This is a genomic window from Candidatus Zixiibacteriota bacterium (assembly GCA_035380245.1).
In the GTDB taxonomy this organism is placed as follows: domain Bacteria; phylum Zixibacteria; class MSB-5A5; order GN15; family FEB-12; genus DAOSXA01.
In genome coordinates this window covers 517,363-542,099 of the sequence record DAOSXA010000002.1, presented here as the reverse complement: position 1 = coordinate 542,099, position 24,737 = coordinate 517,363, and the positions used below count along the sequence as shown (strand labels likewise).

Annotated in this window: 26 protein-coding genes; 14 read left to right on the top strand and 12 right to left on the bottom strand. The window is 53.5% G+C overall.

Features of this window, described 5'->3' with window-relative positions; translation table 11 throughout:
• Nucleotides 1-19: 19 nt before the first annotated feature.
• The 10 genes from PLF13_07510 to PLF13_07465 all read right to left on the bottom strand — a co-directional run bounded on the left by PLF13_07510 (nt 20) and on the right by PLF13_07465 (nt 9,108).
• On the bottom strand, nt 20-346 hold the full coding sequence (locus PLF13_07510; GenBank protein ID HOP07120.1) for a heavy metal-binding domain-containing protein: 327 nt from the start codon (nt 344-346) through the stop codon (nt 20-22).
• Entirely contained in the window at nt 343-786 is a 444-nt protein-coding gene (locus tag PLF13_07505) for a zf-HC2 domain-containing protein (GenBank protein ID HOP07119.1), read from the bottom strand. The genes PLF13_07510 and PLF13_07505 overlap by 4 nt, the downstream gene beginning before the upstream one ends.
• The gene (locus PLF13_07500; GenBank protein ID HOP07118.1) at nt 786-1,355 is read right to left on the bottom strand and encodes an RNA polymerase sigma factor; all 570 of its coding nucleotides are present in this window, start codon (nt 1,353-1,355) and stop codon (nt 786-788) included. The genes PLF13_07505 and PLF13_07500 overlap by 1 nt, the downstream gene beginning before the upstream one ends.
• Nucleotides 1,356-1,449: 94 nt before the next feature.
• On the bottom strand, nt 1,450-3,108 hold the full coding sequence (recN, locus tag PLF13_07495; GenBank protein ID HOP07117.1) for a DNA repair protein RecN: 1,659 nt from the start codon (nt 3,106-3,108) through the stop codon (nt 1,450-1,452).
• 6 nt (nt 3,109-3,114) lie between these two features.
• The gene (gene dnaG / locus PLF13_07490) at nt 3,115-4,839 is read right to left on the bottom strand and encodes a DNA primase (protein ID HOP07116.1); all 1,725 of its coding nucleotides are present in this window, start codon (nt 4,837-4,839) and stop codon (nt 3,115-3,117) included.
• 1 nt (nt 4,840) lies between these two features.
• Nucleotides 4,841-7,207, bottom strand: a complete 2,367-nt coding sequence (locus PLF13_07485) for an endonuclease MutS2 (protein HOP07115.1) — start codon at nt 7,205-7,207, stop codon at nt 4,841-4,843.
• A gap of 84 nt (nt 7,208-7,291) precedes the next feature.
• Nucleotides 7,292-7,927: a CvpA family protein gene (locus tag PLF13_07480; protein HOP07114.1), complete on the bottom strand. Its 636-nt coding sequence runs from the start codon at nt 7,925-7,927 to the stop codon at nt 7,292-7,294.
• Between the two features lie 60 nt (nt 7,928-7,987).
• A complete protein-coding gene (locus tag PLF13_07475) occupies nt 7,988-8,434 on the bottom strand; it encodes a GatB/YqeY domain-containing protein (GenBank protein HOP07113.1) in 447 nt (148 codons plus the stop codon).
• Nucleotides 8,435-8,437: 3 nt separating this feature from the next.
• Nucleotides 8,438-8,635 carry a 30S ribosomal protein S21 gene (gene rpsU, locus PLF13_07470; GenBank protein ID HOP07112.1) on the bottom strand — a complete coding sequence of 66 codons (198 nt, stop codon included), beginning with the start codon at nt 8,633-8,635 and terminating at the stop codon, nt 8,438-8,440.
• 140 nt (nt 8,636-8,775) lie between these two features.
• Nucleotides 8,776-9,108 carry an HIT family protein gene (locus tag PLF13_07465; protein HOP07111.1) on the bottom strand — a complete coding sequence of 111 codons (333 nt, stop codon included), beginning with the start codon at nt 9,106-9,108 and terminating at the stop codon, nt 8,776-8,778.
• A gap of 326 nt (nt 9,109-9,434) precedes the next feature.
• Between PLF13_07465 and PLF13_07460 the strand changes: the two genes are divergently transcribed.
• The 7 genes from PLF13_07460 to PLF13_07430 all read left to right on the top strand — a co-directional run bounded on the left by PLF13_07460 (nt 9,435) and on the right by PLF13_07430 (nt 17,265).
• Nucleotides 9,435-9,914 (top strand): squalene/phytoene synthase family protein, encoded by a 480-nt coding sequence (locus tag PLF13_07460; GenBank protein ID HOP07110.1) that lies wholly within the window; start codon nt 9,435-9,437, stop codon nt 9,912-9,914.
• A 45-nt stretch (nt 9,915-9,959) separates the two neighbouring features.
• Nucleotides 9,960-10,352: a hypothetical protein gene (locus PLF13_07455; protein HOP07109.1), complete on the top strand. Its 393-nt coding sequence runs from the start codon at nt 9,960-9,962 to the stop codon at nt 10,350-10,352.
• A gap of 133 nt (nt 10,353-10,485) precedes the next feature.
• Complete coding sequence (locus tag PLF13_07450; GenBank protein ID HOP07108.1) at nt 10,486-11,241, top strand: YebC/PmpR family DNA-binding transcriptional regulator; 756 nt, start codon at nt 10,486-10,488, stop codon at nt 11,239-11,241.
• Nucleotides 11,242-11,335: 94 nt separating this feature from the next.
• Nucleotides 11,336-12,118 carry a TIGR01458 family HAD-type hydrolase gene (locus tag PLF13_07445; protein ID HOP07107.1) on the top strand — a complete coding sequence of 261 codons (783 nt, stop codon included), beginning with the start codon at nt 11,336-11,338 and terminating at the stop codon, nt 12,116-12,118.
• A 669-nt stretch (nt 12,119-12,787) separates the two neighbouring features.
• Nucleotides 12,788-14,926 carry a hypothetical protein gene (locus PLF13_07440; GenBank protein ID HOP07106.1) on the top strand — a complete coding sequence of 713 codons (2,139 nt, stop codon included), beginning with the start codon at nt 12,788-12,790 and terminating at the stop codon, nt 14,924-14,926.
• Nucleotides 14,927-15,569: 643 nt separating this feature from the next.
• Nucleotides 15,570-16,853 carry an Nramp family divalent metal transporter gene (locus tag PLF13_07435; protein ID HOP07105.1) on the top strand — a complete coding sequence of 428 codons (1,284 nt, stop codon included), beginning with the start codon at nt 15,570-15,572 and terminating at the stop codon, nt 16,851-16,853.
• A gap of 1 nt (nt 16,854) precedes the next feature.
• On the top strand, nt 16,855-17,265 hold the full coding sequence (locus PLF13_07430; GenBank protein HOP07104.1) for a universal stress protein: 411 nt from the start codon (nt 16,855-16,857) through the stop codon (nt 17,263-17,265).
• A 120-nt stretch (nt 17,266-17,385) separates the two neighbouring features.
• Here PLF13_07430 and PLF13_07425 read toward each other — a convergent pair whose 3' ends face one another.
• Nucleotides 17,386-17,742, bottom strand: a complete 357-nt coding sequence (locus PLF13_07425; GenBank protein ID HOP07103.1) for a hypothetical protein — start codon at nt 17,740-17,742, stop codon at nt 17,386-17,388.
• Between the two features lie 72 nt (nt 17,743-17,814).
• On the opposite strand from PLF13_07425, the gene PLF13_07420 reads away from it, so the two are divergent.
• Genes PLF13_07420 through PLF13_07410 form a run of 3 tightly spaced genes read left to right on the top strand, consistent with a single transcriptional unit; the run spans nt 17,815 to nt 20,307 of the window.
• Nucleotides 17,815-18,693, top strand: coding sequence for a zinc ABC transporter substrate-binding protein (locus PLF13_07420; GenBank protein HOP07102.1), 879 nt, complete (start codon nt 17,815-17,817; stop codon nt 18,691-18,693).
• Entirely contained in the window at nt 18,690-19,454 is a 765-nt protein-coding gene (locus PLF13_07415; GenBank protein ID HOP07101.1) for a metal ABC transporter ATP-binding protein, read from the top strand. Before PLF13_07420 ends, PLF13_07415 begins: the two co-directional genes overlap by 4 nt.
• Nucleotides 19,447-20,307 (top strand): metal ABC transporter permease, encoded by an 861-nt coding sequence (locus PLF13_07410; protein ID HOP07100.1) that lies wholly within the window; start codon nt 19,447-19,449, stop codon nt 20,305-20,307. Before PLF13_07415 ends, PLF13_07410 begins: the two co-directional genes overlap by 8 nt.
• Before the next feature lie 559 nt (nt 20,308-20,866).
• On the opposite strand, the gene PLF13_07405 is transcribed toward PLF13_07410, so the two are convergent.
• On the bottom strand, nt 20,867-22,171 hold the full coding sequence (locus PLF13_07405; GenBank protein ID HOP07099.1) for an MFS transporter: 1,305 nt from the start codon (nt 22,169-22,171) through the stop codon (nt 20,867-20,869).
• Nucleotides 22,172-22,325: 154 nt separating this feature from the next.
• Between PLF13_07405 and ruvC the strand changes: the two genes are divergently transcribed.
• The 4 genes from ruvC to PLF13_07385 are packed head-to-tail and all read left to right on the top strand — an operon-like array spanning nt 22,326 to nt 24,737.
• On the top strand, nt 22,326-22,814 hold the full coding sequence (gene ruvC / locus PLF13_07400; GenBank protein ID HOP07098.1) for a crossover junction endodeoxyribonuclease RuvC: 489 nt from the start codon (nt 22,326-22,328) through the stop codon (nt 22,812-22,814).
• Nucleotides 22,811-23,455 carry a helix-hairpin-helix domain-containing protein gene (locus tag PLF13_07395; GenBank protein HOP07097.1) on the top strand — a complete coding sequence of 215 codons (645 nt, stop codon included), beginning with the start codon at nt 22,811-22,813 and terminating at the stop codon, nt 23,453-23,455. Before ruvC ends, PLF13_07395 begins: the two co-directional genes overlap by 4 nt.
• Complete coding sequence (gene ruvB / locus PLF13_07390) at nt 23,455-24,480, top strand: Holliday junction branch migration DNA helicase RuvB (protein HOP07096.1); 1,026 nt, start codon at nt 23,455-23,457, stop codon at nt 24,478-24,480. Before PLF13_07395 ends, ruvB begins: the two co-directional genes overlap by 1 nt.
• Before the next feature lie 20 nt (nt 24,481-24,500).
• On the top strand, nt 24,501-24,737 hold the full coding sequence (locus PLF13_07385) for a hypothetical protein (GenBank protein HOP07095.1): 237 nt from the start codon (nt 24,501-24,503) through the stop codon (nt 24,735-24,737).

Genomic DNA, 24,737 nt, shown 5'->3' with positions numbered 1-24,737 from the left:
CGCTCCGTCGGCGAAAAAGCTAGGCCGGGTCGTCTTCGACGTATACGGCAGTGCCGTAAACCAGTAGTTCAGCGGCTCCTTGCATCATCTCCGAAGTCGAGAATCGCACCTGCACTACGGCGTTGGCGCCCATCTGGCGTGCATCTTCGATCATGCGATCGATCGACTGCTCGCGGGCCTCGGCCAGGAGCTTGGTGTATTCGTTAACTTCACCGCCGACAATGTTGCGGAACATGGCTCCGATATCGCGTCCCAAATGTCGTGCACGTACGGTGTTGCCGCGAACCAATCCGAGTGTTTTAATGATTTTCTTGCCGGCAATGAATTCGCAGGTGGTTACGATCATCGTTCAACCTCTTTATAACGATCACGGTTGTAGGCAAATAACCGCTCGCGACCGTACGATACAAGCAAAATAACGCCGCCGCTTCCAACCGCCGTAACCCCGACCTTTAGCCAGAGCGGTGCGTCCGGATTGGCGTAGAGCTTGCTGAGACCCTCGAACAGCCCGAAGCCCAGCAAAATGATCGCTCCGATCGAGGCCAGAATCCAGCCCAATCCCCGTTCGACCTTGCGATAGAGGTTGCGCCAGTAATTCTCCCAGACCTCCAGCGGCAAATCCGCGTATCGAGCCATCGACGTGGCCTCCTTCAACTTGCGAAATTCATCCAATTCTTCTCTGAGTCCCGCATCCCGTGCTAATTGTTCCTCGAACGCGGCTTTTTCGTCGTCGGTCAACTCGCCGTCGACATAGCCTGCCAGATATTCACGCATATCTTTGTTCATCAGTTCTTCCCCATGAGCGCCGCCAGTTTTTTGCGTGAGTAATAAAGACGCGACATAACCGTACCCTTGGGTATCTTGAGGATCTCGGCGATCTCATCGTAAGACAACCCACGGAAATGCTGCAGCATGATTATCTCCCGATCTCTGAAATCAAGCTGCAAGAGCGCCTTTTGCAATCTGGCGACGGTCTCTTTTTTGATTACCGTTTGCTCTGGGTTGGAATCATCAACCAACAGGAACGACGGATCCTCCACGTCAACCATGCGATTGTCGACGCGACTGCGTCTTCTCATCCAGGTTCGGCACAAATTCGCAATGATGGTATAGAACCAGGGGAGAAAAGGCTGGTTCTCATCGAAGGTGTCCGCCGACTTGTATACCCGCAGGAAAGCTTCCTGCGAGATATCTAGGGCATCATCGCGATTACCGATCAGGCCGAGAGCCATTCGATAAGCAGGTTTCTTGTATCTTTCCACCAACTCTCGAAAGGCATGTCTCTGACCAGCTTTTATTTTCATAACCAGTGCAGCATCGGTCTCCATGGTGCTGTCGTCCCTTCGACTAGTCATACCGGTCAATGAAGAGGATATTCAAGTTCATTGGCAACTTTTTTTACCGGTTTCCCTCCCGGCGGTTAGTCTTATGATGTTATGAGGCAGGGAATTACGTTGTGGGCAGGGCTATCATTCGGTCTAGTTCGCCGGTTATTTCGGGTCCGGATAAACGCCGAACGGCAATTATGTTGCGGCCGGAACGGGTCTCTTTTTTCTCGATGGCGTAATGCTGATCCGCCAGCCTTGCGATTTGGTGAAGATGGGTCACCACCAGCAGTTGCGCCCGGTTGGCCAGACTCTTCAGTTTTTCGGCCAGGTGCAGGGCGGTTTGTCCGCCAATACCGGCGTCGATCTCATCAAACAACAAAACCGGTTGATTTTTCCCGCGTTGCTTCAACTCGGCCGACTTGATCGCCAGCAGTACTCGTGATATCTCACCGCCCGAGGCAACCTTAACCAGCGACCGGGCCGGTTCACCCGGATTGGCGGAAAAGCGAAACCGGACGGTTTCGAGACCCGATTCCGAAGGTTTGAGCGCCCGGCCGTCGATATAGACACCGCCGCTTTCGTCAATTTCCTCGACAAATTCGATCTCGAATCGGGCTTCCTTGATCGCCAACTCAGTCAGCTCTTTTTCCACTTCCGCCTGGAGACTCCCGGCAACGGCGATCCGTTTTATTCTCAGTTCACGCGCTCGTTCGCAGAATTCAAGCCACTGCCGGTCGACTTCAGCGGCAAGGCTGTCAATAGCCTGGTCGACATCGACTCGGTCGGTTAGCTTGTGTTTGATCGCTTCCAGCGTCTGAAGCACGGCGTCTTCCGAGCCACCGTATTTCTTTTTCAACTCGTACAACTCATCGAGACGGCTGTTGACCTGTTCGATTCGCTCCGGATTGTCTTCAACCGATCCGCCGTACTGCTCCACTTCACGGCGAAGTTCCTCCAGCCGGACCTGGATGTCGTACAACTCCGAGCTCTGCGATTCGAGGCTGGGATCGATCCGGGCCATGTCGTCAAGCAGTTTGTAAATCATGCCGACCTGGCCGATTACCGACAGTTCTTCGCCGTCTAGCGCTTCACCGATTTGCGCCGCCGACTCCATGAGGAAGCGAGCCGAATCGAGCACCTTGCGTTCGGTCAGAAGTTCCTGTTCTTCTCCGATTCGTATCTGGGCTGACTCGATTTCTTTCTTTTGGAACAGGAGGAGTTCGCGTTCCTGGTGCAGTTGTGCTCGGCGATTGCGCAGATGCTCCAGTTTGGTGCGATTGCTCTGCCATTTCCGGAAGTCTTCGGCGACTTCCTCGGCGAGGCTGTCCAGGCTGCCGAAGCGATCCAGAAAAGAGAGATGGTTGGACTCATCCATGAGCGCCTGATTGGCATGCTGCCCGACTATTTCCACGAACGGTGCGGTGGCTTCTTTAATCTGCGCCACCGTTGACCGGCGACCGTTGATACTGCTTTGCGAACCTCCCTCTGAAGAGATTGTCCGGCTGATCAGGATGCGACCATTTTCGCAGTATTCACTCAGTTGTCTCTGGAGACTTTTCGATAGATGGCTGATATTGAAACAGGCTTCAACTCGTGCTTCCTCCGCACCGTGGCGAACATACTCACGGTCGGCGCGATCACCCATAGCCAAAGCGAGAGCGTTGACGATGATCGACTTGCCCGCGCCGGTCTCGCCGGTAAGGACGGAAAGCCCGGCCTCGAATTCCAGCGTCACGTTCTCCGCCAGGGCGATGTTTTCGATGTGCAGACTGGTCAGCATAAGCTTCTACAACAGATCGTTGATTTCCTTGAGCAATCGTTCGGCTTTTTTATCGTCACCGGCGGCGGTGGCCTCATCCAACTCTTGTTTCAATCTATTGCGGATACGTTTACGTTTATTCTGCGATATTGCCTTGACTACCATAACGACGGCTGCGTCAACCTCTTCGGGCGGCCAGTGGCGCGAGGCAACCTCGGTAATGAGCGAAAGGAACTCCGGGTCGCGCACCGATTCCGATAAGGCTGCCGCATCGACAATTCCGGTCGTACGATATTCATTAATCATGGCGGCATAAAGCCGAGCCAGTTGTTTCGAGTCAAAATCCTCGGGAGATATTTTCTCGAACACCATGTCAATGTCTCCGGCGCCGCTGAACAGCAGTGACAACAACTCGAATTCATCAGGATGTGACTTATATCGCGGTTGTGGGGGAGACGTCTCGAAGTCCGCAGGCGTGGTTGCGACCGATTGTCGCAGCAAAGCGACATCGACGTTGAGGGCATTGGCGGCTTCTTCCTGAAATAATCCCCGGCGAGTGGCATCGGCAATTTTATCCGACAGAGCGGCGAATTCCTTGATCAGTTTCTCCTTGGCGATAATCCCAAGCCCGCCGGTGTCTATCTCGCGAATGCGAAAGGGGATAAATCCCAACGCATTTTCAGTCAACTCGTGGATCACGTCGGCTCCTTTGGTGCGCGCCAGTGAGTCGGGGTCCTCCCCGGCCGGAGCGACGATCACCTTGACCTCGAGGCCGGCGTCGTAAAGGGAGTCGACCGAACGGATAGCAGCTTTTTGACCGGCCGAGTCGGCGTCAAAAAACAGATATACATCTTCGGCAAAGCGGGCCAGGAGTCGTGCCTGTTGACTAGTGAAAGCCGTGCCGCTGGAGGCAACTACGTTGCGGATGCCGACCTGCCAGAGCGAGATGACGTCGAAATATCCCTCGACAACGTACGCGGTGTTGGTGTTGCGAATGTGGTCGCGAGCGAAATTCAGACCATAGAGCACATTGCTCTTGTTGTAGAGCGGCGTCTCCGGTGAGTTCACGTACTTGGCCGGTTCACCTTTTTTCAGTGTCCGACCGCCGAAGGCTATCGGGTGCTGACTGAGATTGATAATCGGAATCATCAACCGCTGACGGAAACGGTCGAAGTAATTCCCTTTTTTCTCCGATAGTATGGTCAGCCCGGCCTTGCTCAAATCTTCGGCAGATAAGTCCTTGCGTGTGGCATAACGGAGTAAGCCGTCCCATTCCTGGCCGGCCAGGCCGAGCATGAAGTTATTGATTGACTCCTCGTTTAGACCGCGACGTCCGATGAGATAGTCGTTGTACACTTGTGAATACTGCGACAGGCGCAGAGTCTTGCGGAAATACTCCAGGGCCACTTCGTTGGCGTAGTTGAGTCGCTCGATCTGTTCGCGTCGTTCCGGCGATGTCCGCTCTTCCCGTATCGTTATATTCGCTTTGCGGGCCAGGTGGCGAACCGCCTCGACGAACGACATGTTTTCATGTTCCATCAGGAAGGTGTAAACGTTGCCGCCTTTGCCGCAGCCGAAGCAATGAAAAATCTGTTTATCGGGGGAGACGTTGAACGAGGGAGTCTTTTCGGTGTGGAACGGACAAAGTGCCTGGTAATTACGACCTCGTTTTTTCAGGCGCAGGTATTCACCGATTATCTGCACGATATCGGTAGCCTGTCGAATCTGGTCGATAGTCTCCTGAGGAATCATGTTATTCCTTCAGCTTGACGATAGTCACACCGGCGCCGCCCTCGTTCCAGTCGCCGAGGCGGAGCGAGGCGACATCGCGATGACTTCGGAGGAACTCGGTCAGAGCTCGGCGCAGCCTCCCGGTGCCTTTACCGTGCACAACGTAAACCTGGTTCAGTCCCGCCAGGACAGCGCGGTCGAGATAACGCTCAAGGCTTTCGATCGCCTCTTCAACAGTCATACCGCGCAGATGAATCTCCGGGCTTATTCGGTCGTCTTCACTTACCAGTTTCGGAATCGATCCCGGAGTTTTGCCGGAGGCGTCGGATTGTTCTTTCTTCAGATTGCGCAGCTCGACGGTCGTAGCGATATTGCCCACCTTCACGCGGGCTCGATCCGAACCGATCAACTGTTCCAACTCACCGGTTTTACCCAGCGACAGAATCGTGACGATATCACCCGGTTGGAAATCACCGGGGGAGGAAGAATCCTGTTTATTTTCTTTGCGTTTGACTTTGCCGAGTTCTTTTTCGCGTTTCTGGAGAGCATGGTGGAATTTCTTGACCGATTCTTTAGAGGCTTGTGAATCCCGCAGTTCGGCAACGAGGCGTTCGATCTCCTTGCGTGTTTCACGCAGGAATGTTTCGGTTTCTTCGAGTGAGTTCTGCTTGCGATTATCGACATCCTTCTGGATTCGTTCCATCTCCATGCGATAGAATTGTTCCTGGGCGTTGGCTTTGGCCAGCCGTTTGGACAACTCCTGTCGATCTTTGCGAATTTGAGCCAGGTCTTCCTGAAGGGTGGCGATCAACTCCGTCAACGAGCGTTCACTCTCGCCGAGAATTTCACCGGCCCGGTCACAGATGGATGTCGGCATACCGAGTCTTCGCGCAATCTCGACCGCGTATGACGAACCTGGAATGCCCATTTGTAACGTATAGGTCGGGGCAAGCGTCTCGCGGTTGAATTCAAGCGAGGCATTCTCGATCTCGGGGTGTTCCATCGCCATTGTCTTCAGCTCGGAATAATGCGTAGTGGCAACTATTCTCGCCTGTTGCTCGATGCCGAAATTTATAATTGCCTCGGCCAATGCGGAGCCTTCCTTGGGATCGGTGCCGGCGCCTATTTCATCGAACAGCAGCAGGGTGCGAGGTCCGGCATCATCGAGGCTGTGGATGATATTGGTTATGTGTGACGAAAAAGTCGAAAGCGACAGCTCGATGGATTGTTCATCGCCGATGTCGGCGTGTACCTGGCGGAAATCACCGATGCGTGATTTCTCATCCGCAGAGATCGGCAATCCGGCCATGGCCATTAGCACCGACAAGCCGATGGTTTTCAACGTAATGGTTTTTCCGCCGGTATTGGGACCGGTGACCAGAACGATCTGGTAATCATCTCCCAGCGTGAAACTAGTCGGGATTACTTTTTTAACATCACCCAGTTGTATTATCAGGAGCGGATGCCGGGAGTTGATCAATTCGACCGAGGCTTCTTCGGTTAACTGCGGCGAATGAGCTTCGATTTTAACTCCCAAAGTGGCCGATGCATGGATCCGGTCAAGTTCGCCGATTAGGCGAGTGTTTTCGATAAGTGCTTGTGATCTCATGCCGATCTCGGCTGTCAGGGCACGGAGAATGCGATCTATTTCCATCCGCTCTTCCTGCATCAGCAGGTTGATGCGGTTGTTCATCTCGACCGTTTCCTGAGGTTCCACGAAAAAGGTCGCACCGCTTTGACTGCGGTCGTGAAGGATGCCGAAGTTCGAGTCGTAGCGGCTCGACGGGACCGGGATCACGTAACGGCTGTTACGCTGGGTCACGACATCATCCTGCCAGCCGGTTTTCTTCTCCCGGGTGGAGAGGATGTTTTCCAGGCGAGCCATGATCTTACGCCGTGTATTGGCCAATTCGATCCGGATGTGTCGCAAAGCGGGGGAGGCATTATCTTTCACCGTACCGTCATTGTCGATTGCCCGATTGATATCGTCGCGAAGTTCCGGAAATGCCCTCAGTCCGCGTAGATAATTATCTATGGTCGGCCATTTGTCACGCTCGTCAGGTTCGTATTCATGCAAACGAATCGAATCATTGACCAGACGAAGCACTGCCAGCATTTCCGGCGGATCTATGAAACCGCCCTCAACGGTAGATTTCCTGAGTACCTCCCGGCAGTCATCGTCAATGCGATAAAGAGGAAAGGCTATCTCGAACCTGATAACATCCATCATCTGTGAGATTTCGGCCAGTCGATTCCGGGTTCGTTCGCGGTCGGTTGTCGGTGCGATAGCTCGTACCGGATCGTGTCCATAAACAGTCAGGCAATAACCTTCGATAGCGGTTATCACCTTGTCGAACTCGAGAGTTTTTAGCGTATGCGGATCAATCATTTTTGTATGGGCGCGGCGGGAATCAAAAAAGCCGGCATCGCGCCGGCTTCAATATATCCAAATAGGATCGAAAAAAAAGCCAAATCAACTCTGGTTCATGCCGGTGTTAAAAAAGCGATCTATCAGATAGAGCACATGATGAACCTCGACGCGGTGTTCCTCGACGTCCTGGCTGTTGTTCGAATTCTCCGGTGATACCAACAGAGTTTTTTCCATCTGATCCATAAAACTCGGTTTCGATGGATGCAGTTTGGAAGTACCCTCAAACATCAGGGGGATGGTTTTGGCAACGGTCGGGCCAAAGAAGCTCGACTCAAATGATGTGTAATAACCTTCGGGCATCGGCAAGAGAAAGGTCAGGAAGGTCAGAAAGCCGATAGCCACCCAACCGCGTAAGAATCCGACCAAAGCCCCGCCCAGTTGGTCCCGTTTGCCGCTGTCTTTGATGTCGGCGATTTTGTAGAACAGGAGTCCGGTCAGTTTGAAAGCTGCATAGCTGGCAGCCAGGAGAATCGCGAAAGAGAGAAAGGCCGAAATCAGGGGAGAGCCGCCGAGCTGGTCATAAACCCAGACAGCAAAGCCATCGACGTAGGTAACTGATATGACCACAGCGGTGAAGAACACCAGAAAGGCCATTAACTCCCGCACCAGTCCTTTCTTGGAACCGATTATCACGGAAGCCAACACAACCACTATCAAGACGGCATCAATCCAATTCATATCAACAACTCCCTTGAGACAGATTGGCCAACAACTGACAAAATATAGAGAGTTGTTAAATCACTTGGCAAGGATTTCCATGGCCAGCTTATTGACCTGCTTACCGTCGGCGCGACCTTTGAGCTTGGGCATGACCGCTTTCATTACCAGGCCGACTTTTTGAGGTGAATCGGCGCCGGTTTCGGCGATGGCTTCTTCAATGAGCTTTCTCAGTTCATCCTCGGACATCTGTTCCGGGAGATAACCACCGATCACTTCCAACTCAAACTTGCTTTGATTCACCAGGTCCTCACGACCGCCTTTGGCAAACTGCTCCATGGCGTCGCGAATTTTCTTGGCCTGTGAACCGAGTACGGCTATTACGTCGTTGTCGGTCAACTCTTTCTTGCCGTCGATCTGCGCGTATTTTACGGCAGACTTAAGGCCCCGAAGGACGGTCAGCTTTTGCTTTTCACCGGCCTTGAGGGCCTTTATTATGTCTTGATCAAGTTTCTGTAACAGAGACATCGATTAATGATTCTCTCTAAACTTCATCCGTCGAGCCTTGCGGCGAGCAGCCGCCAGCTTGCGCTTTCTGGCCTCGGACGGTTTCTCATAGTGCTGATGTTTCTTAATATCCGACAGGATACCAGCCTTTTCACAGAACTTGTTGAATCGCCGAAGAGCCCTTTCAAATGACTCATCGTCACGAATTCTAACGCCGGTCAATAAACACACCCCCCCTCGACCGTTCTAAGGTTGGCATTTATAGTATAACTCATACATTTCATATCGGTTGTAATCTATGGATTCTCAGCAGCTTGTCAACCGGAATGTGCGGTTGGTTCATGCCTTTGTTAAACGAGAGCTTATTCCTCCAGATACTCCAACTTTTCACCGCCTTCATTTGACAGAAAGTGGTAGTGGAGATGGTCGATTTCCTGGCAGAAGCCATTGTTGATAATAAGCCTGAAATGATCGGTAATCCCCAGCTTTTCGGCGATTAATTTGGCCGTCCGATTCATCATGGCCAGGACCTCCGGCGGTGCTTCGTAGAAGTTGCGGTATTCTTCCTTTGATATGATCAGCAAATGCACCATTGCCTGAGGTCGATGGTCGGCAATAACGATCACCTCATCGGTTTCATAGTATATCTTAGCCTTCATCCGGCGGTTTATGATATGAGTAAAGACTGACGGCATGATTCGTTCTCCCAAATCTACCCTTGCAACTACAGAGGCTTGTGAGAAGGCCGCACACTCGATGATTTATCTCGGGTACGGCTGATCAACGGGTGATGCAAGACCGCCCACTTTGCGAGGTCGGAGTCTATAATCACGCAACCGGAGGGCTTGTATTACCGGCGATGATCGGAAATGACAGGGCTGAATCCGCTCGCAAAGTCCACAAAACCAAGATAAGGCTTAAGAGCCACCGGCGAAAGTCTTTCATTTTACGGACGACGGTAAGTCTAACAATCGAATCAAAACTGTCTAATGTCCGACTCAGGTACAGCGTATAACCATGTATGGACAAAGGCGTTTTTGCTAGTAATGATGCTCAGGATCTGTATTATACCAAGGTTCTGGATAATCCCAACCTGGATATCGCCGCTAGGTTCTGGGAACGGGAGCGGTATAACGCATTCCGAGTCTGTTGTCGGTCGATGCGGTACCTGGATGATTTAGTCGATAGCTATCGAGTTTCCGATCGGTACGGCAATGAACGTATCGCTACGGCAATCGACTCCGAGTTAACTGCTTTCTTACAAGGCATCAACGGGGTGGTGCCGGCCGATGGGCAATTTCACGACCTGATAGAGATCATGACTCGTTTTGCCTTACCGCTCTGGCCCTGGTCTCGCTTGGTGCAGGCAAAGCGACATGATATAAGACATTGCAGCTTCCCCCGTTTCATAGATTTTCTTCGCTATTGCGAGGGCGCTGCGGTGGCTCCGGCGGCGGTTTTCATACACCTTTGTGGTGTTAAGTTCGTCGACGGCAACTAAATCGCACCTGGTTTTAATATCCGACGCGCCGTTCGGCCACTGGCTTTGTTCAGCTATCTTACGCACATCCTCAGGGATTTTCGCAAGGATCAGCAGGCTGGTTTGAATTATTTCTGCGATTCCCTCGTTCGGGCTTCCGGCTTGTCTCCGGTTGATTTACGACAAGCCGCGGAGACCGGTGTCGGCAAGCCGGAACTATACCGTTTGGTCGACCGCTATATAGGCCTGGCGTATTACTACCGAGAACGCGCTCGTCGTTCAGTCGACCGTCTATGCGAAATCCTTGAACCGCGCTATGGGACAAGTTTAGAGTTAATCTACCGGCTCTATCAGGCGCAGTTGGAGTTTATCGAGCAGGATGTCGAAGCTGTTCCGGCTGGACAAGCTGCCTTGCCGGAGGCACTGGTGCGCCGTGAGGTCGTCAGACTGCGGTTCTGAGTTTTCCATAAGTTACTATCTCTGTTACATCTAGCTCTTGCCAAGCGGCGAGTGATATGTTATTATCGCTATCGGGTCGTTATGTGACTTACAGACAGGAATATATAATTTCACGATACAGGAGGTTGGCCCGATGTCCGGTCATTCAAAATGGGCAACGATCAAACGCAAAAAAGGCAAGCTGGATGCCGAGCGGGGTAAGGTATTCACTCGGCATATTAAGGAAATCACCATCGCGGCGCGTGAGGGCGGTGGCGATCCTGACGGCAATCCCCGTCTGCGTACGGCAATCGCAGCGGCCAAAGCCTCGAACATGCCGGCCGACAATATCAAGCGAGCCGTTCAAAAAGGAACCGGCGAGCTTCCCGGGGTAGTCTATGAATCGATCACGTACGAGGGGTACGGGCCGGGCGGCGTCGCGATCTACATGGAAGCACTGACCGACAACAAAAACCGCTGCGTCGGTGAAGTGCGTCATGCGCTGACCAAGTACGGCGGTAATCTCGGCGCCAGCGGCTGTGTTGCCTGGATGTTCGAGAAACAGGGCGTTATTACCGTGGACCTGGATGCGATCGATGAAGACACTCTCATGGAAGTAGCTCTCTCGGCCGGGGCTGAGGATATCAAGACCGACGGCGGCGCTTACGAGATTATCACTCAACCCGCAGACATCGACACCGTGCGGTCGGCAATCGAGGCCAAAGGTATTCCGATGGCCGAAGCCGAGGTGACGATGAATCCCAAGGACACGGTCAAGATTACCGAGGAGAAACAGGCTTCGAGTCTGCTCAAGCTATACGAAATGCTTGAAGACCTCGACGATGTCCAGAAAATCTATGCCAACTTCGATATCCCCGAGGAGATTCTGGAGAAGCTGGCCGACGAATAGGCGGTGAACGGGGCGACACGAGGCCGCCCACTACGCGAGCGGTGACGTTTGCGCCGCATAGCCGCGGGATTTATCTCGGCAGGGCCGACGAATAGTGTCTGATTTCGATATCAAATCGATCAAGGGTTTTCTGTTTGACCTTGATGGAGTGTGTTATATCGGCCGCAACCCGATTCCGGGAGCGGCCGATGCTGTTCTATCTCTGAAACAGGACCGCATTCCGGTGCGCTTCTGTACCAACACCACCGTACTGTCCAACGAATCATTCCAGAAGAAGCTCAACGGTCTCGGTCTGCCGATCGAGCCTGGTGAGATATTCGGCGCGATCAGTGCCGCGCAGGCTTATCTGCGAGCGTTGGGGAGTCCTCGATGTTACATCCTTCTGACCGATGACCCAAAGCAGGATTTTGTCGAGTTTCCACAGGATGACCGGAATCCTGAAATCGTGCTAGTTGGCGATGTTTGCAAAGCCTGGTCATACGATTTGATGCATCGTGTGTTCCTTCAGATTATGAACGGCGCACGTCTGGTCGCTTTGCACAAGGGGCGATACTGGCAGACCGAGGAAGGCCTCCGGATGGACATTGGAGCTTTCGTGGCCGGGCTCGAATATGTGACCGGGCGGACCGCGACCATTATCGGGAAGCCCTCGGCCGAGTTTTTCCGTCTTGCCATCGCCGACATGGGGCTGCGACCGGAAGAGGTGGCGATGGTCGGCGACGACATCAACTCGGACATTGGCGGCGCTCAAGCAACTGGTATGCGCGGGATTCTTGTTCGCACCGGCAAGTATCGCCCCGAGCTGGTGGAGCGGTCTTCCATTACTCCCGACCTGATAATCGATTCCGTGGTCGACCTGCCGGGGCTGTTGGGGTAAAGGCAAGGGGCTAGTGGTGTCCCGGTGGCACACGCCGCGGGCGGGATATTGCTGTCGAAACCTCGCTTCGCGAGTCCCGCCTCGCGGGACCGGGGGATTTCGACCTACAGGAGCTGCCAGTTTGTCCACATTACCCAAGTACGAATTCCCTTCAATATGATGGGCCCACTGTGCTTACCGCGAAATGGGTTCGTTTTGTATTGTTCTGTTTGTTGTGCCAAGCCAACCTTCCGTAGGCTGTGATCCCTGTGATCGCGGCCGGTTCGACGCTGTGTCAGAACTTCGCTTCGCGATTCGCCTTCGGCGGATACGAGATCTGACCTACTCAAGACTGACGATTCAATTTTCCTCCCAACTAAGTTCCTTTCATTCGCTTACCGCGAAATGGGTTCGTTTTGCGTATTTTTATTTGAGTGCTTTCCCGAGTCCCTGAGTTGTAGCGCTCGATTTATTCTCGGCACTCAACAACGGACATCGCATCGCATCGTGCGCAGAAGTTGTGGGGAAAAGGGGGAAGGGGTAAATGTTACTTTCGCCATGAAAACCCAGTACAGGTAAGGGATTTCAGCATTGCTAATATGGGTAATGATACCTATACTTAGCCATGTGCTCACGAACTCACCAAGCAGGGTTCACATCATTAGTAACATCCATATTCGGGGTGGAATCATGAATATCAGCCAGAGAAACCACAGGCTCGTTCCATTGGTGTTTCCAACAATCCCTTCACTGTTGGATATCACCTCATTAAAAAAGTCCAATGATAAGTGCTTAATAAATGGAATTGCTGGGGGAGCCGCTGGGTCGGGCACCCGTCTTCGCTTGCAAAGCAGATCCGGTGTCCGTTGTATGAAAGCGGGAGGATGCATGAGTAACATAAAAATATGCGTGTTTGCGTGTGTGTGTGTATTGCTGTTGGCCGCAACCACAATGGCTGAGGCAATTAAGTTCAGCTCATTCTTTGGCGGACAGGGGGCGGAAGAACTGTATGAGATGTGCGTGGATAATTCCGGTAATGTGATTATAATCGGGAAAATCTGTTGTGAAAACACAGATGAATTCCCGCTCGTAAACGCCTTTGACTCGATTTGCGGAGGGACAACGGAGACGTTTATAACCAAGTTCGATCCTGAAGGAAACATCGTGTTTTCAACCTTCCTTGGCGGGAGTAATGACGAGTTTGGCTATGCGCTTGCTGTCGACAGTTCGGGGTACATCATCGCAGGCGGCGTAACGGGATCGAATAATGACTTCCCATTGCTGAATGCCATCGATAGCACTGTTTACGACATGGGAGACGGATATCTTGCGAGGCTGGCTCCCGATGGGCAGTTGTTGTTCAGTACATATTTCGGGGCTAATGGCAGTAATGCTGTACGTGCTGTCAATGTCGGTCCCGACGGTGCGATTATCATAGGCGGCTTCGCTGGACCAGGACTTCCGGTTACTCCTGACGCTTTACAGCCGATGTACAACGGTGGCAACGGCGATGCGTATATATGCAAGTTGAGTACGGGAGGTGATAGTATTTTATACTGCAGTTACCTGGGTGGAACTGAGTTTGAAGAAATCAATTCCATGACGCTCGACAATGAGAACAGTATATACTTCGGAGGGATGACGAAATCTAATGGCACGACCTTTCCCCTGCTCAATGCGATTGATAATCATTTTGGTGACTCTGCAGACGCTTTCATAGCAAAATTCACCTCTGATCTGCAGCTCGTATACTGTACCTATATCGGTGGTGAGTCACCTCTGCAGATTGAGGAAGATGAGGACAATATTTCGGCTCTCGCCACCGATGTTGACGGCAGACTCTATATAACAGGCAGGACTCGATGTACCGATTTTCCACTAGTGAATCCACTGGATTTTGCTATTGACGGTTTAGCGGATGGATTTATTGTGATCCTCAGCTCTGCTGGTGACAGTGTTCTTTTCAGTTCCTACTGGGGTGGCAATTCCAACTATACTAACATTCAAGCCGTGGAACCATCGGCCGATGGTAGCTTCTACATCGCGGGACTTACAAAGGACACCGATTATCCGTTGCTGTGTGCGGTTGACAGTATCTACAATCAGACTGTTTATCCATTTGAGGGATTCATTACCAAGTTCGACCAGTGCGGTTCACAGGTTCTCTGGAGCAGCTATCTAGGAGGAGAGCATGCCGATGCGATAAACGGTGCTCAGGTTTCTGGAGATCAACTATTTTTGGCCGGTTCGACGCAGTCCTCAGATTTCGTGCTGGTTAATCCAGTCGATTCTTCGCTTGGAGGAGAGGACATATTCCTTATGACAATCGACATTTGTGATGATCCGGACTGCGATTGGCTCTGTTCATTAAGTGATAACTGCCCGGATGAGTACAATCCGGATCAGGCCGATGTGGATGGTGATGGGGTGGGCGATGTTTGTGATCCGTGCACCGACACGGACGGAGACGGATACGGCAATCCCGGTTTCTCGGCCAACACCTGTCCGGAGGACAACTGCCCGGACATTGCAAATCCTGATCAAACGGATGTCGATCAAGACGGGAATGGTGATGCCTGTGACTGCTGTTGTACCTTGCGTGCGGATATCGATCTCAGTGGTACCGACCCCGACATTTCTGATTTGGTTTACTTAGTTACTTACATGTTCAGTGGCGGACCGGTGCCGCCTTGCAAGGGCAACAGTGACATTAATGGCAACTGGTGCACTGATCCAGATTGTGGTCCTGACATCGCGGACCTCGTGTATCTGGTTGGGTACATGTTTGAAGGTGGTGCCGCACCAATACCATGTGACAGCGGCTGCTAGATCCAAGAAGAGTCATGGCCCCCGGCTCGAATTGACAAATCAGATGCCGGTGGCCTCGGTCTCTTAGCTACAATAGGAAAGACGTATTGTAAACGGGTAGCCTCCCTGTAGCTGCGGATGGCTGTCCTTTCATCTGTCACGGTGTTGCCCACGCTCATTTCGGAACACCGACTTACCACAAAGCGCGGGTTCGAAGACGGACCCGCGCTACGGAACTGTCTCTATCGCTATCGGGAGTGTTGAAAAAGCCGTACGTACGGATGTTCAGCAAGACACGTCAGTAATGCAGGCGATTCAAGGCCGCCCGCTACGCGAGGTTAGGATTCTTTAACGCGTAGCGGCGGGGTTTGTCTCCGCCGCGATTGAGGTTTGTCAGCAATCTCTTTCGCGGGAAAGGCGTTCTCCGGGGTGTGCTGCTGAAAGGGCAGACCGGGAGGTCTGCCGCCCACAAAAGAATGTCGCCAAGGGGCAGACGAGGACGTCTGCCGCCCACAAACAACGGAGAGATTGGGGCAGACCGGGACGTCTGCCGCCCACAGGTCCGAAGATGAGCCCCGGCCTGCGCCGAGGAGACATTGGGAGAAACATCGCAGGTGGTTTGATCCCGGCCGGCCGTGGAAACATTATCTGGACGGGGGCAGTTATGAAAGCTATGCTCCCTGGCATGAGTCAAAACGATGCCGCGGCGGCCAAAACCGAGAAGAAGTTCCCGCTTAAAACACTCCTGAGTTTCCTCGGACCGGGATTTCTCGTGACGGTGGGATTCATCGATCCCGGCAACTGGGCCACCAATATCGAGGGAGGCTCGCGGTTCGGTTATGACCTCCTCTGGGTAATCACGCTCAGCACGGCGATGTTGATCGTGATTCAGCACATGGCGGCTAAACTCGGGATTGCCACCGGTAAATCGCTCGCGGTGAATATCCGAGAGCAGTTTTCGAGACCGGTAACGGCATTCCTCGGGATCACGATTATTCTCGCCTGTGTGGCGACCGATGTGGCTGAACTGGTCGGCGGTGCGATCGGATTTAACCTGCTGATCGGTGTGCCGCTTTGGGTCGGCGCCGCCCTGACCGTTCTGTTAGAAGTATTTCTGATCATCTCGCAGCGATATCATCGTCTCGAAATGACTATGATGGGATTCCTCGGTGTGATCGGTCTTTGTTACATAGCGGAGTTGGTAATTGTCGATCCTGACTGGCTCGAATTAGCTCCGGCGGTGGTCGTCCCGAAAATCAATCGCGGCAGCGTTTATGTCGCAATGGCGATTCTCGGTGCCGTGGTAATGCCGCACAATATCTTTCTTCATTCAAACGTGATCCACAGCCGGAAGTGGGGGATCTCCGAGAACGAGAAGATGAAGGCGTTGCGTTTCGAGCGGGCTGACACGATGCTGGCCATGATCATGGGATGGATCGTAAACTCCGCGATGATTATCGTGGCCGCAGCGGTATTCTTTCGCAACAATGTGGCAGTCGACAGTATCGAGCAGGCCTCCGCGACTCTCAAGCCTCTGGCCGGTCCGCTGGCCGGTTTCCTGTTCGCTTTCGCGCTGGTGTTTGCCGGGGTGGGCTCCTCGGTAACTTCCTCGATGGCTGAGGTGAACGTAATCACAGGATTCCTGGGCAAACCGGAGGATCCGCGGACGTGGCTTTATAGAATCTCGATTTTCATCACGGCGATACCGTCGTTTTTGATAATTCTGTTTTCCGTCGACACGTATCATATTCTGATATTCAGTCAGGTGGTACTTAGCATCCAACTACCGTTTACGTTGATTCCGTTGCTGATTCTCTGTCGTAACCGGAAGTTGATGGGACAATTTCGCAGCGGTCGCCGGGAGTTCACGGCGGCTGTGATAATATCGGTGATTGTAGTCATGTTGAATTTATATCTGCTTCATTCGATAATCGCCGGAGGAGGCTGAGATGCAGGTCTATCGCAATATCCTGGTGGCAATGGACTGTTCCGAGGTTGATGATTTCATCGTCGATCATGTTTCCAAACTCGCCCGGCAGAACAAAGCGAAGGTGTTTCTTATTCATGTCGTGCACTCGCACACGCTGGATCAGGACCGGGCGTTGCGCGAGCAGGCCGAAGCGGCGCTGTCGGTTCATCTGAAACGCCTGCGAGATGAGGGGATCGAGGTGGAGGCGATCGTGCGCAGCGGTGAACCGGATGAGCAGATTCTGAAAGAAATAGACGAACACGACTACGATCTGGTCGCGATGGCCACACACGGACATTCGTTTGTCGGGAAGCTGCTGTTCGGGAGTGTCTCGCGTACACTCAAACACAAGATCAATGTGCCGCTGTTGATCGTTCGGCCAAGCCGGTAAAATAAACGACAGTGTACAAAGGGGGAAGGGGAGTGAACGGGCACGTTATCAGGGCACGGATTTCAACAGTAGTCATTACCGGGAAAGTGATCCAATCCATAAATAGACTGGAAAGAGATATTATTCGATTGCTGTATATTTCGCAATAATATCGTGAGGGCCATTTATTACAAATCTTGAACTTGACAGCCGAGTAATACGTTGTATTACTTCGGCGATGAGCTCGATCTGCAGGAGAATAATATGGCGTTGAAAAACGGAAAATCCGAAATACTGAGCTTCAAGGTTGACGAAACGCTTAAAGAAGCGATGAAAGGGATCGACAACCGGTCCGATTTTATCCGTCGGGCGGTGATTGCGGCGCTCGATTCCACTTGCCCACTGTGTCGCGGCACGGGTGTCCTCACGCCGGATCAACGGCGACATTGGCAGAACTTTAGCCGCAACCATGAAGTTAAAGAATGCGATGACTGTCATCAGACTTATTTGACTTGTTCGGCCGGCAAAAAAACGAGCGAGAAGGTACATAGCCGGAAAAGGGGGTAGGCAATGAAACGTGCGATTTTCATAGCTGGGTTGGCGATGGTTGTTCTCCTGGGGGGCATAACAGAGGCGAAAGATCCCAGTTGTTTCGTGAGTATTCTGCCGTTAGCCGATTTCGTGGAGCAGGTGTCGGGATACGGGATCGAGGCCGAAGTGCTGGTGGGACCGGGGCAGTCGCCGGCGACGTTCGAGCCGACGCCTCAGCAAATGGCGCGACTGGTCGAGGCGGATCTGCTTTTCGTTACCGGAATGCCGTTCGAACAGCGACTCGTTGAAAAACTGGCGGAGATGAAAACCGGTTTGAAAATAGTCGACCTTCGACAGGGCATCGATTTGATCAAAACCGAAGAGTCCGAACATGAAAACCCGGATCATCACGACCACGGTGAATACGATCCGCATGTCTGGCTCGATCCCGATAACGTCAAAATCATGGCCGGGACGATAGCCCAGGCGTTGAAGGAAATAGCACCTGAGCGTATCCATAGTCTGGAAGCGGGGCGCACCGTTTTCTGTGAGCGACTGGATTCGGTTAAGACCGAAGTGGCCGCCAGCCTGGAGGGATTGTCGAACAGAACCCTGTACGTGTTCCATCCGGCGTACGGTTATTTCTGCCGGGCTTTCGGGCTGAAGCAGGTAGCCGTGGAGATCGAGGGAAAAGAGCCTTCGGCGCGGCAGTTGGCGGATTTGATCGACCGGGCGCGGGCCGAACAGGTTAAAGTGATTTTCGTTCAGCCGCAGTTTTCACAGAAAAGCGCACAGGCTATTGCCGAGGCAATCGGGGCGGTGGTGGTGCCGATCGATCCCCTGGCGCGGGATTATATCGACAATCTTCACGAGATAGCTTCTCGCATCAAAGAAGGACTTAGTAGCCGGGGGCAATGAGTATGGACTGTCATCCGATAATCGAATTCGAGCATGTTTATTTTCGCTACAACGGTGAGTATGTGCTCGAAGATGTCTCGCTGCACGTACACGAGCGGGAGTTCGGCTGGATCGTCGGTCCCAACGGCGGCGGGAAAACAACGCTGGTGAAGTTGATCCTCGGACTGGTTCAACCGACTCAGGGACTGGTTCGTGTATTTGGAGGGCCACCCTCAGCCGCACGAGGTCGGATCGGTTATATGCCGCAACGGCTCGATCTTGACCGCAATTACCCGGCTCGAGCCATTGATGTGGTTCTGATGGGACGATTGGGACCGTCCAATCGTTTTGGATTCTATTCGAGGGAAGATCGACGGATAGCGGAGGAATCGTTGGCGCAAGTGGGACTTGACGGTTTAGCGGAGCGGGAGTTCTCGGAGTTGTCCGGAGGGCAACAGCGGCGGTTGTTCGTGGCGCGTGCTTTAGCGGTGCAGCCGGAGTGTTTGATTCTTGATGAACCGACGGCCAATCTCGATCCGCTGGTGCAGTCGGAATTATACAAGTTACTCCAGAAGCTCAATGAAAAAATAGCGATAGTTCTTATCTCGCACGACCCGGCCTTCGTGGCGGAGTCGGTGGAGCAGGTGATCTGCGTTAAGAAAAATGTGCATGTCCATCCGACCGGTAAGCTCTCCGATGACTTGCTCAAGGCGCTCTACGGTCCCGGAGATTTGCGGATCGTTCGCCATGATGTACAAGAGAAAGGACATCCGCATGACTGAGTTTTTTACAGCGCTCGGGCATCATGCCTTTTTGCAAAATGCCCTGCTGGCCGGGTTGCTGGCTTCGGTGGCCTGCGGCGTAGTGGGGACTTATGTGGTGGTCCGGCGCATTACCTACCTGGCGGGTGGGATCGCTCATTCGGTCCTGGGCGGCATGGGGCTGGCGCGTTGGCTGGCAGCGGTACACGGCTGGGAATGGCTGACGCCGCTGTACGGGGCGATGGTCGGGGCGTTGGTGTCGGCGCTGATAATCGGCTGGGTGTCGCTGCGGGCGCGGGAGCGGGAAGATACCGTGATCGGAGCGATCTGGGCGGTCGGCATGGCGGTCGGGGTGATTTTCATCTCACTCACGCCGGGGTACAATCAGGAGTTGATGAGTTACTTGTTCGGGAATATCCTGATGGTCTCCGGGGGGGACCTTTGGCTGATCAGCGGCTTGGATGCGATTTTGCTTCTGCTGGTGTTACTTTTTCACAACCAGTTCAACGCGGTCTGTTTCGATGATGAATTTGCGCGGGTGCGAGGGTTGGCGGTCGATCTCTATTATCTGTTGCTGCTCGTACTGACGGCGTTGACGGTGGTGGTGCTGGTGTCGGTGGTGGGGATCGTGCTGGTGATCGCGCTGCTGACGCTGCCGGTGGCGATTGCGGCTTCGTTCGCGGGGAATATACGCGGGATCATGCTGCTGGCGGTGGTGTCGAGTGCGGTGATTACGAGTTTAGGGCTGGCAGTGAGTTATCAGCCGGACCTGCCGGCCGGGGCGATGATTATCCTCGTGGCGGCGTCGGTCTATGTGGTTGTTCTGCTCTTTAAGAAACTTCATCACCGGCGACGTCCAGTGGTGTTGAAGTAGAGGGATCACCGAATGAGCTTCTTCGGTCAGGAATTCACCTGATATGTCATACCGGCGAAGGCCGGTATCCAGAGATGAGAAAGGACGCGGAGCGTCCGGACATTGCGCACCGATGCAGAGCATCGGCGCGAGGGGAACGGGGCAGACGAGACGTCTGCCGCCCACCAACATTCCTCAACAGATGTCAAAACTTCGCTACGCGATCCGCCTTCGGCGGACAGGAGTGTTGATCTACTCAAGACTCATCCCCACCCGTGGACGAGTGGGCCACCGGACGGGGGTGAATAAGGGGGGCGCAGGCACAGGGGCAGACGAGACGTCTGCCGCCCACCAACATTCCTGAACAGATGTCAAAACTTCGCTACGCGATCCGCCTTCGGCGGACAGGAGTGTTGACCTACTCAAGACTCATTCCCACCCGTGGACGGGTGGGCCACCGAACCTACTCAAGACTACTCATTCCCACTCGTGGACGAGTGGGCCACCAGAGGGAGAGATTTGCCGCCCCAAAATTCCCACCCGAGGGGTGGGGCATCGGACGGGTGAGCCGCAGGATGCATTACGGAGAATCGGTGGTCGGAGTGTCCGTTGCGGGATCAGGTTTGTTGGCGGTTTCATCGTAGCTGAGGTACTTGCGGAAGTGCTGATCAAGGGCGAGAATAATGGCCATGAGGGCGGCGCAAACGCCGCAGGTGATATAAATACCTCGAATGTTCTGTCCGGTCATGTCCGCCACGACACCGGTCAGCGCCATGGCAATCGGTGTCAAACCGGACGAGACCGTGCCCAGTAATGCGAACACCCGACCTCGAATTTCGGTCGGAGTGGTCAGTTGCATGATAGTCGACAGAAAGATATTAACGTATCCGTTCAGCAAGCCTATCAGGAACATCAACGCCACGGCCTGAATCGAACTGGTCAGAAGTCCCAAAGCGCCAAAAGCCAGGCAGTTGAGGGTCAGTCCGATCAGAAGGAGCCACATTCTTGTTCCCGGTGAGGGTTTTAACGTCCCCGCGGCAAGGTAACCAACCATGGCGCCACCGCCCAGGGCAGCCATCATGAATCCGAACCAGTCGGTGGTAGAGCCCAGGGTGTCCTCAACGTAAAACGGCATGAGGACGATGATCGGAACGATGAAAAAATTAAGGAATGCGGCGACCATCATGATGTCGCGCAAACCACGGTTGTGCCAAACGAATCGTATGCCCTCTACGGTGTCACGCTTGAAGCGAGCGATAACCGTTTCCGGTTTTTCCGAAGCGGCGCGTTTCACTTGGGGGATCTCGATGAACATTTCGCTGACGGCGGAGAAAAGATAGGTGACGCCGTCAATGAAAAACAGGAGCGGCGCTCCCAGCAGGCGGAAAGCAACGCCGCCGATTCCCTGGCCGAGCAATGTCGAGCATTGCATCGACATCTGGTTCATCGAGTTGGCCTGAGTCAGTTTATCGGTGGGGACAATATCCGGAATGGCAGCGGAAATAGCCGGGCGGAAAAAGGCCGACAAAGATGCGGCAGAAACGGCCACGATGAACATTCCGACTATTATGAGGTCGGTGGAATCGGGGGACCAGAAAACCAATGCCGTAAAACCCAGGACCAGGAGACCGCGAAGAATGTCGGTCCAGATGATAATACTACGGCGGGAGTAATTATCCGCAAAAGAGCCGGCAAGAGGACCGAGAATAACGGCCGGGATCCCGGCGGCGGCCATGATCGTACCCATGAGGGTGGCGGAACCGGTCTGGTGTTTGACCCAGAACATCACGGCAATGAAGAAGGCCTGGTCGCCCAGCATACTGACGAATTGCCCCTGCCAGAGCAAGACGAAATTACGATTGAGGAGTCGTATCGGTTTGGTCATAGTTTGATATCTCTACGTCCCCGCTTAATATAGGATTCATTTTAAGACGGTCACAACAACAGTTTTGTAAACCGACGGAAATCACATTTGGCGGCGATGCAGGCTTTTTGGTTGATATTTAGGCGTTACCGCTCTATTTATCGTTATGCGAATTATGGGTGTAGATCCCGGTTTGGGTATTACCGGTTATGGGATTCTCGACTGCAACGGCGAGGAATTCACGGTAGTGGAGGCGGGTGTCGTAAAAACCAACGCCAAAGCGCCGATAGAGATGCGCTTGCAGGAGATTGCGACTGAGATTCAGGCGATTGTAAACCAGTTCAATCCTGAGGCGGTGGCGGTGGAAGAGCTTTATTCGCATTACGGTCATCCTAAAACAGCCATTATTATGGGGCACGCCCGGGGGATCGTTTTCTTGAAAGCGGCCGAGGCCGGTTTGCCGGTGTATCCCTATGCCTCCACCCGAATAAAAAAATCGCTGACCGGCAACGGTCGCGCTCCCAAACAACAAATGCAATTGATGATTCGCTCGACGCTGGGGCTGACCGAAGTTCCCGAACCGCCGGATGTGGCTGATGCCCTCGCGGTGGCGCTTTGCCACGGGCGGATGCTCCTGCACAACCATGAGGTGGCCTCGCTATGATCAGCAGGATAGCCGGAAAACTTACTCAACTCGACGATGGACGCGCCCTGGTCGAAAACGGCGGGGTGTCGTACGAGATTCTGCTGCCGTCCGGTTTAGCCGAACGTCTCAAAGAGGCCGGTCGGATCGGCGATCAGATCGTATTCGAAACGATTTACTACATTGAGGCAGGCGATAAAAAAGCCTCGCATTTCCCGCGCCTGGTGGGATTCGACGATCCGATCGAACGGGAGTTTTTCTCTCTGTTCACCCAGGTTCCGGGATTAGGTGTCAAGAAAGCACTCAAGTCGCTGGTGCTGCCGATCCGGGAAATCGCCACAGCGATAGAGACCAAGGATGCCTCACGGCTCAATCGACTGCCGGGAGTGGGAGGCCGACTGGCTGAGAAGATTATTGCCGAACTGCACGGCAAGACCGCCAAGTATGCCCTGTCGCGCAAGGTCGAACCGTTGGCCAAGGTCGACAAGACTCAGGAGCCCTTTTTGGAAGAAGCGCTGGATGTGCTGCTGCAACTTCAGTACAACCGCCAGGAAGCGGAGAGGATGATCAAACGGGCGATGGCCGAGAGGAAAAAGACACGCAATGTCCAGGAACTGCTGGATTTGATTTTCAAATGTCAGAGTGAAAAGAGTGATGTCTGATGGCTCGTGAGCGACTGGTTTCCGGCTCCCAGGTTACTCCTGAAGAGGATAAAGTACAGCTTTCGCTGCGCCCTAAGAATCTCTCCGAATATATTGGACAAGGTCAGTTGTGCGGAAAACTTAAAGTAACGCTTGAAGCTGCGCGACAGCGTAAGGAGCCGGTCGAACATGTGCTGTTTTATGGTCCACCGGGACTCGGCAAGACCACCCTGGCTCACATTATTGCACGTGAAATGGACTCTCGCATATTCGCCACGGCCGGTCCGGCGCTGCAGCGCACCGGTGATCTGATGGGAATACTGACCAATCTGAACGAGGGAGATATTCTGTTCATCGATGAAATCCACCGGCTGAGTTCCACCATTGAGGAGTTCATGTATCCGGCGATGGAGGATTTCAAAGTCGATTTCGTGGTGGACAAAGGAGCGTTTGCGAAGGTGATCAATGTGCCGTTGAAGCGGTTCACTTTGGTTGGGGCAACCACCCGAGCCGGGATGCTCTCCGCACCGTTGCGTGATCGGTTCGGGCTTTATTACCATCTGGATTTCTATCCACCGGAAGAACTGGCGGAGATTATCAAGCGGTCGGCCGGACTTTTAGAGGCATCTATTGATGACGAGGCAGCTCTTACCGTAGCCCGGCGCTCACGCGGGACGCCCCGTATTGCCAATCGTTTGTTGCGGCGGGTGCGGGATTATGCCGCAGTCAAGGCCGACGGGGTGATTACTCCCGATCTGGCGGCAAAGGCACTCGATGCCGAGGGGGTAGACTCGCTTGGATTGGATAATCTGGATCGGAAGCTGCTGCAGATCATTATCGAATACTACAAAGGGGGGCCAGTCGGGATCGAGGCACTGGCGGCAACGCTCAACGAGGAAGTCGATACCCTGGTTGATATGGTGGAGCCTTATTTGCTGAAAATAGGCTTCATTCAGCGAACCCGGCGCGGGCGCATGGCTGCTCCGGCAGCGATGGAACATCTCGGGATCAAGCGCCCCGGTAAATCGCAACAGGATCTATTCTGACCCCAAAGCAGGTATAAGCCATGAGTCAACAGCTTGATCCGGTCGAGCATATGTTTATCGGACCGCTTTATCGTACCTGCGATGCCGAGACGAGGGCCAGGATCGACCGTCTGTTGGGAATTGAGCCGGGACATCGTGATTCCAACAAAATCGTGGTGAGGTATTGCCGGACCGATGGTGAGACCCGCTGCAAAATTAACGAACTGCTGGGGCTGGAATCCGATGGAGCCGGCGGCGGTCGGGTGGTCAGGGAGTAG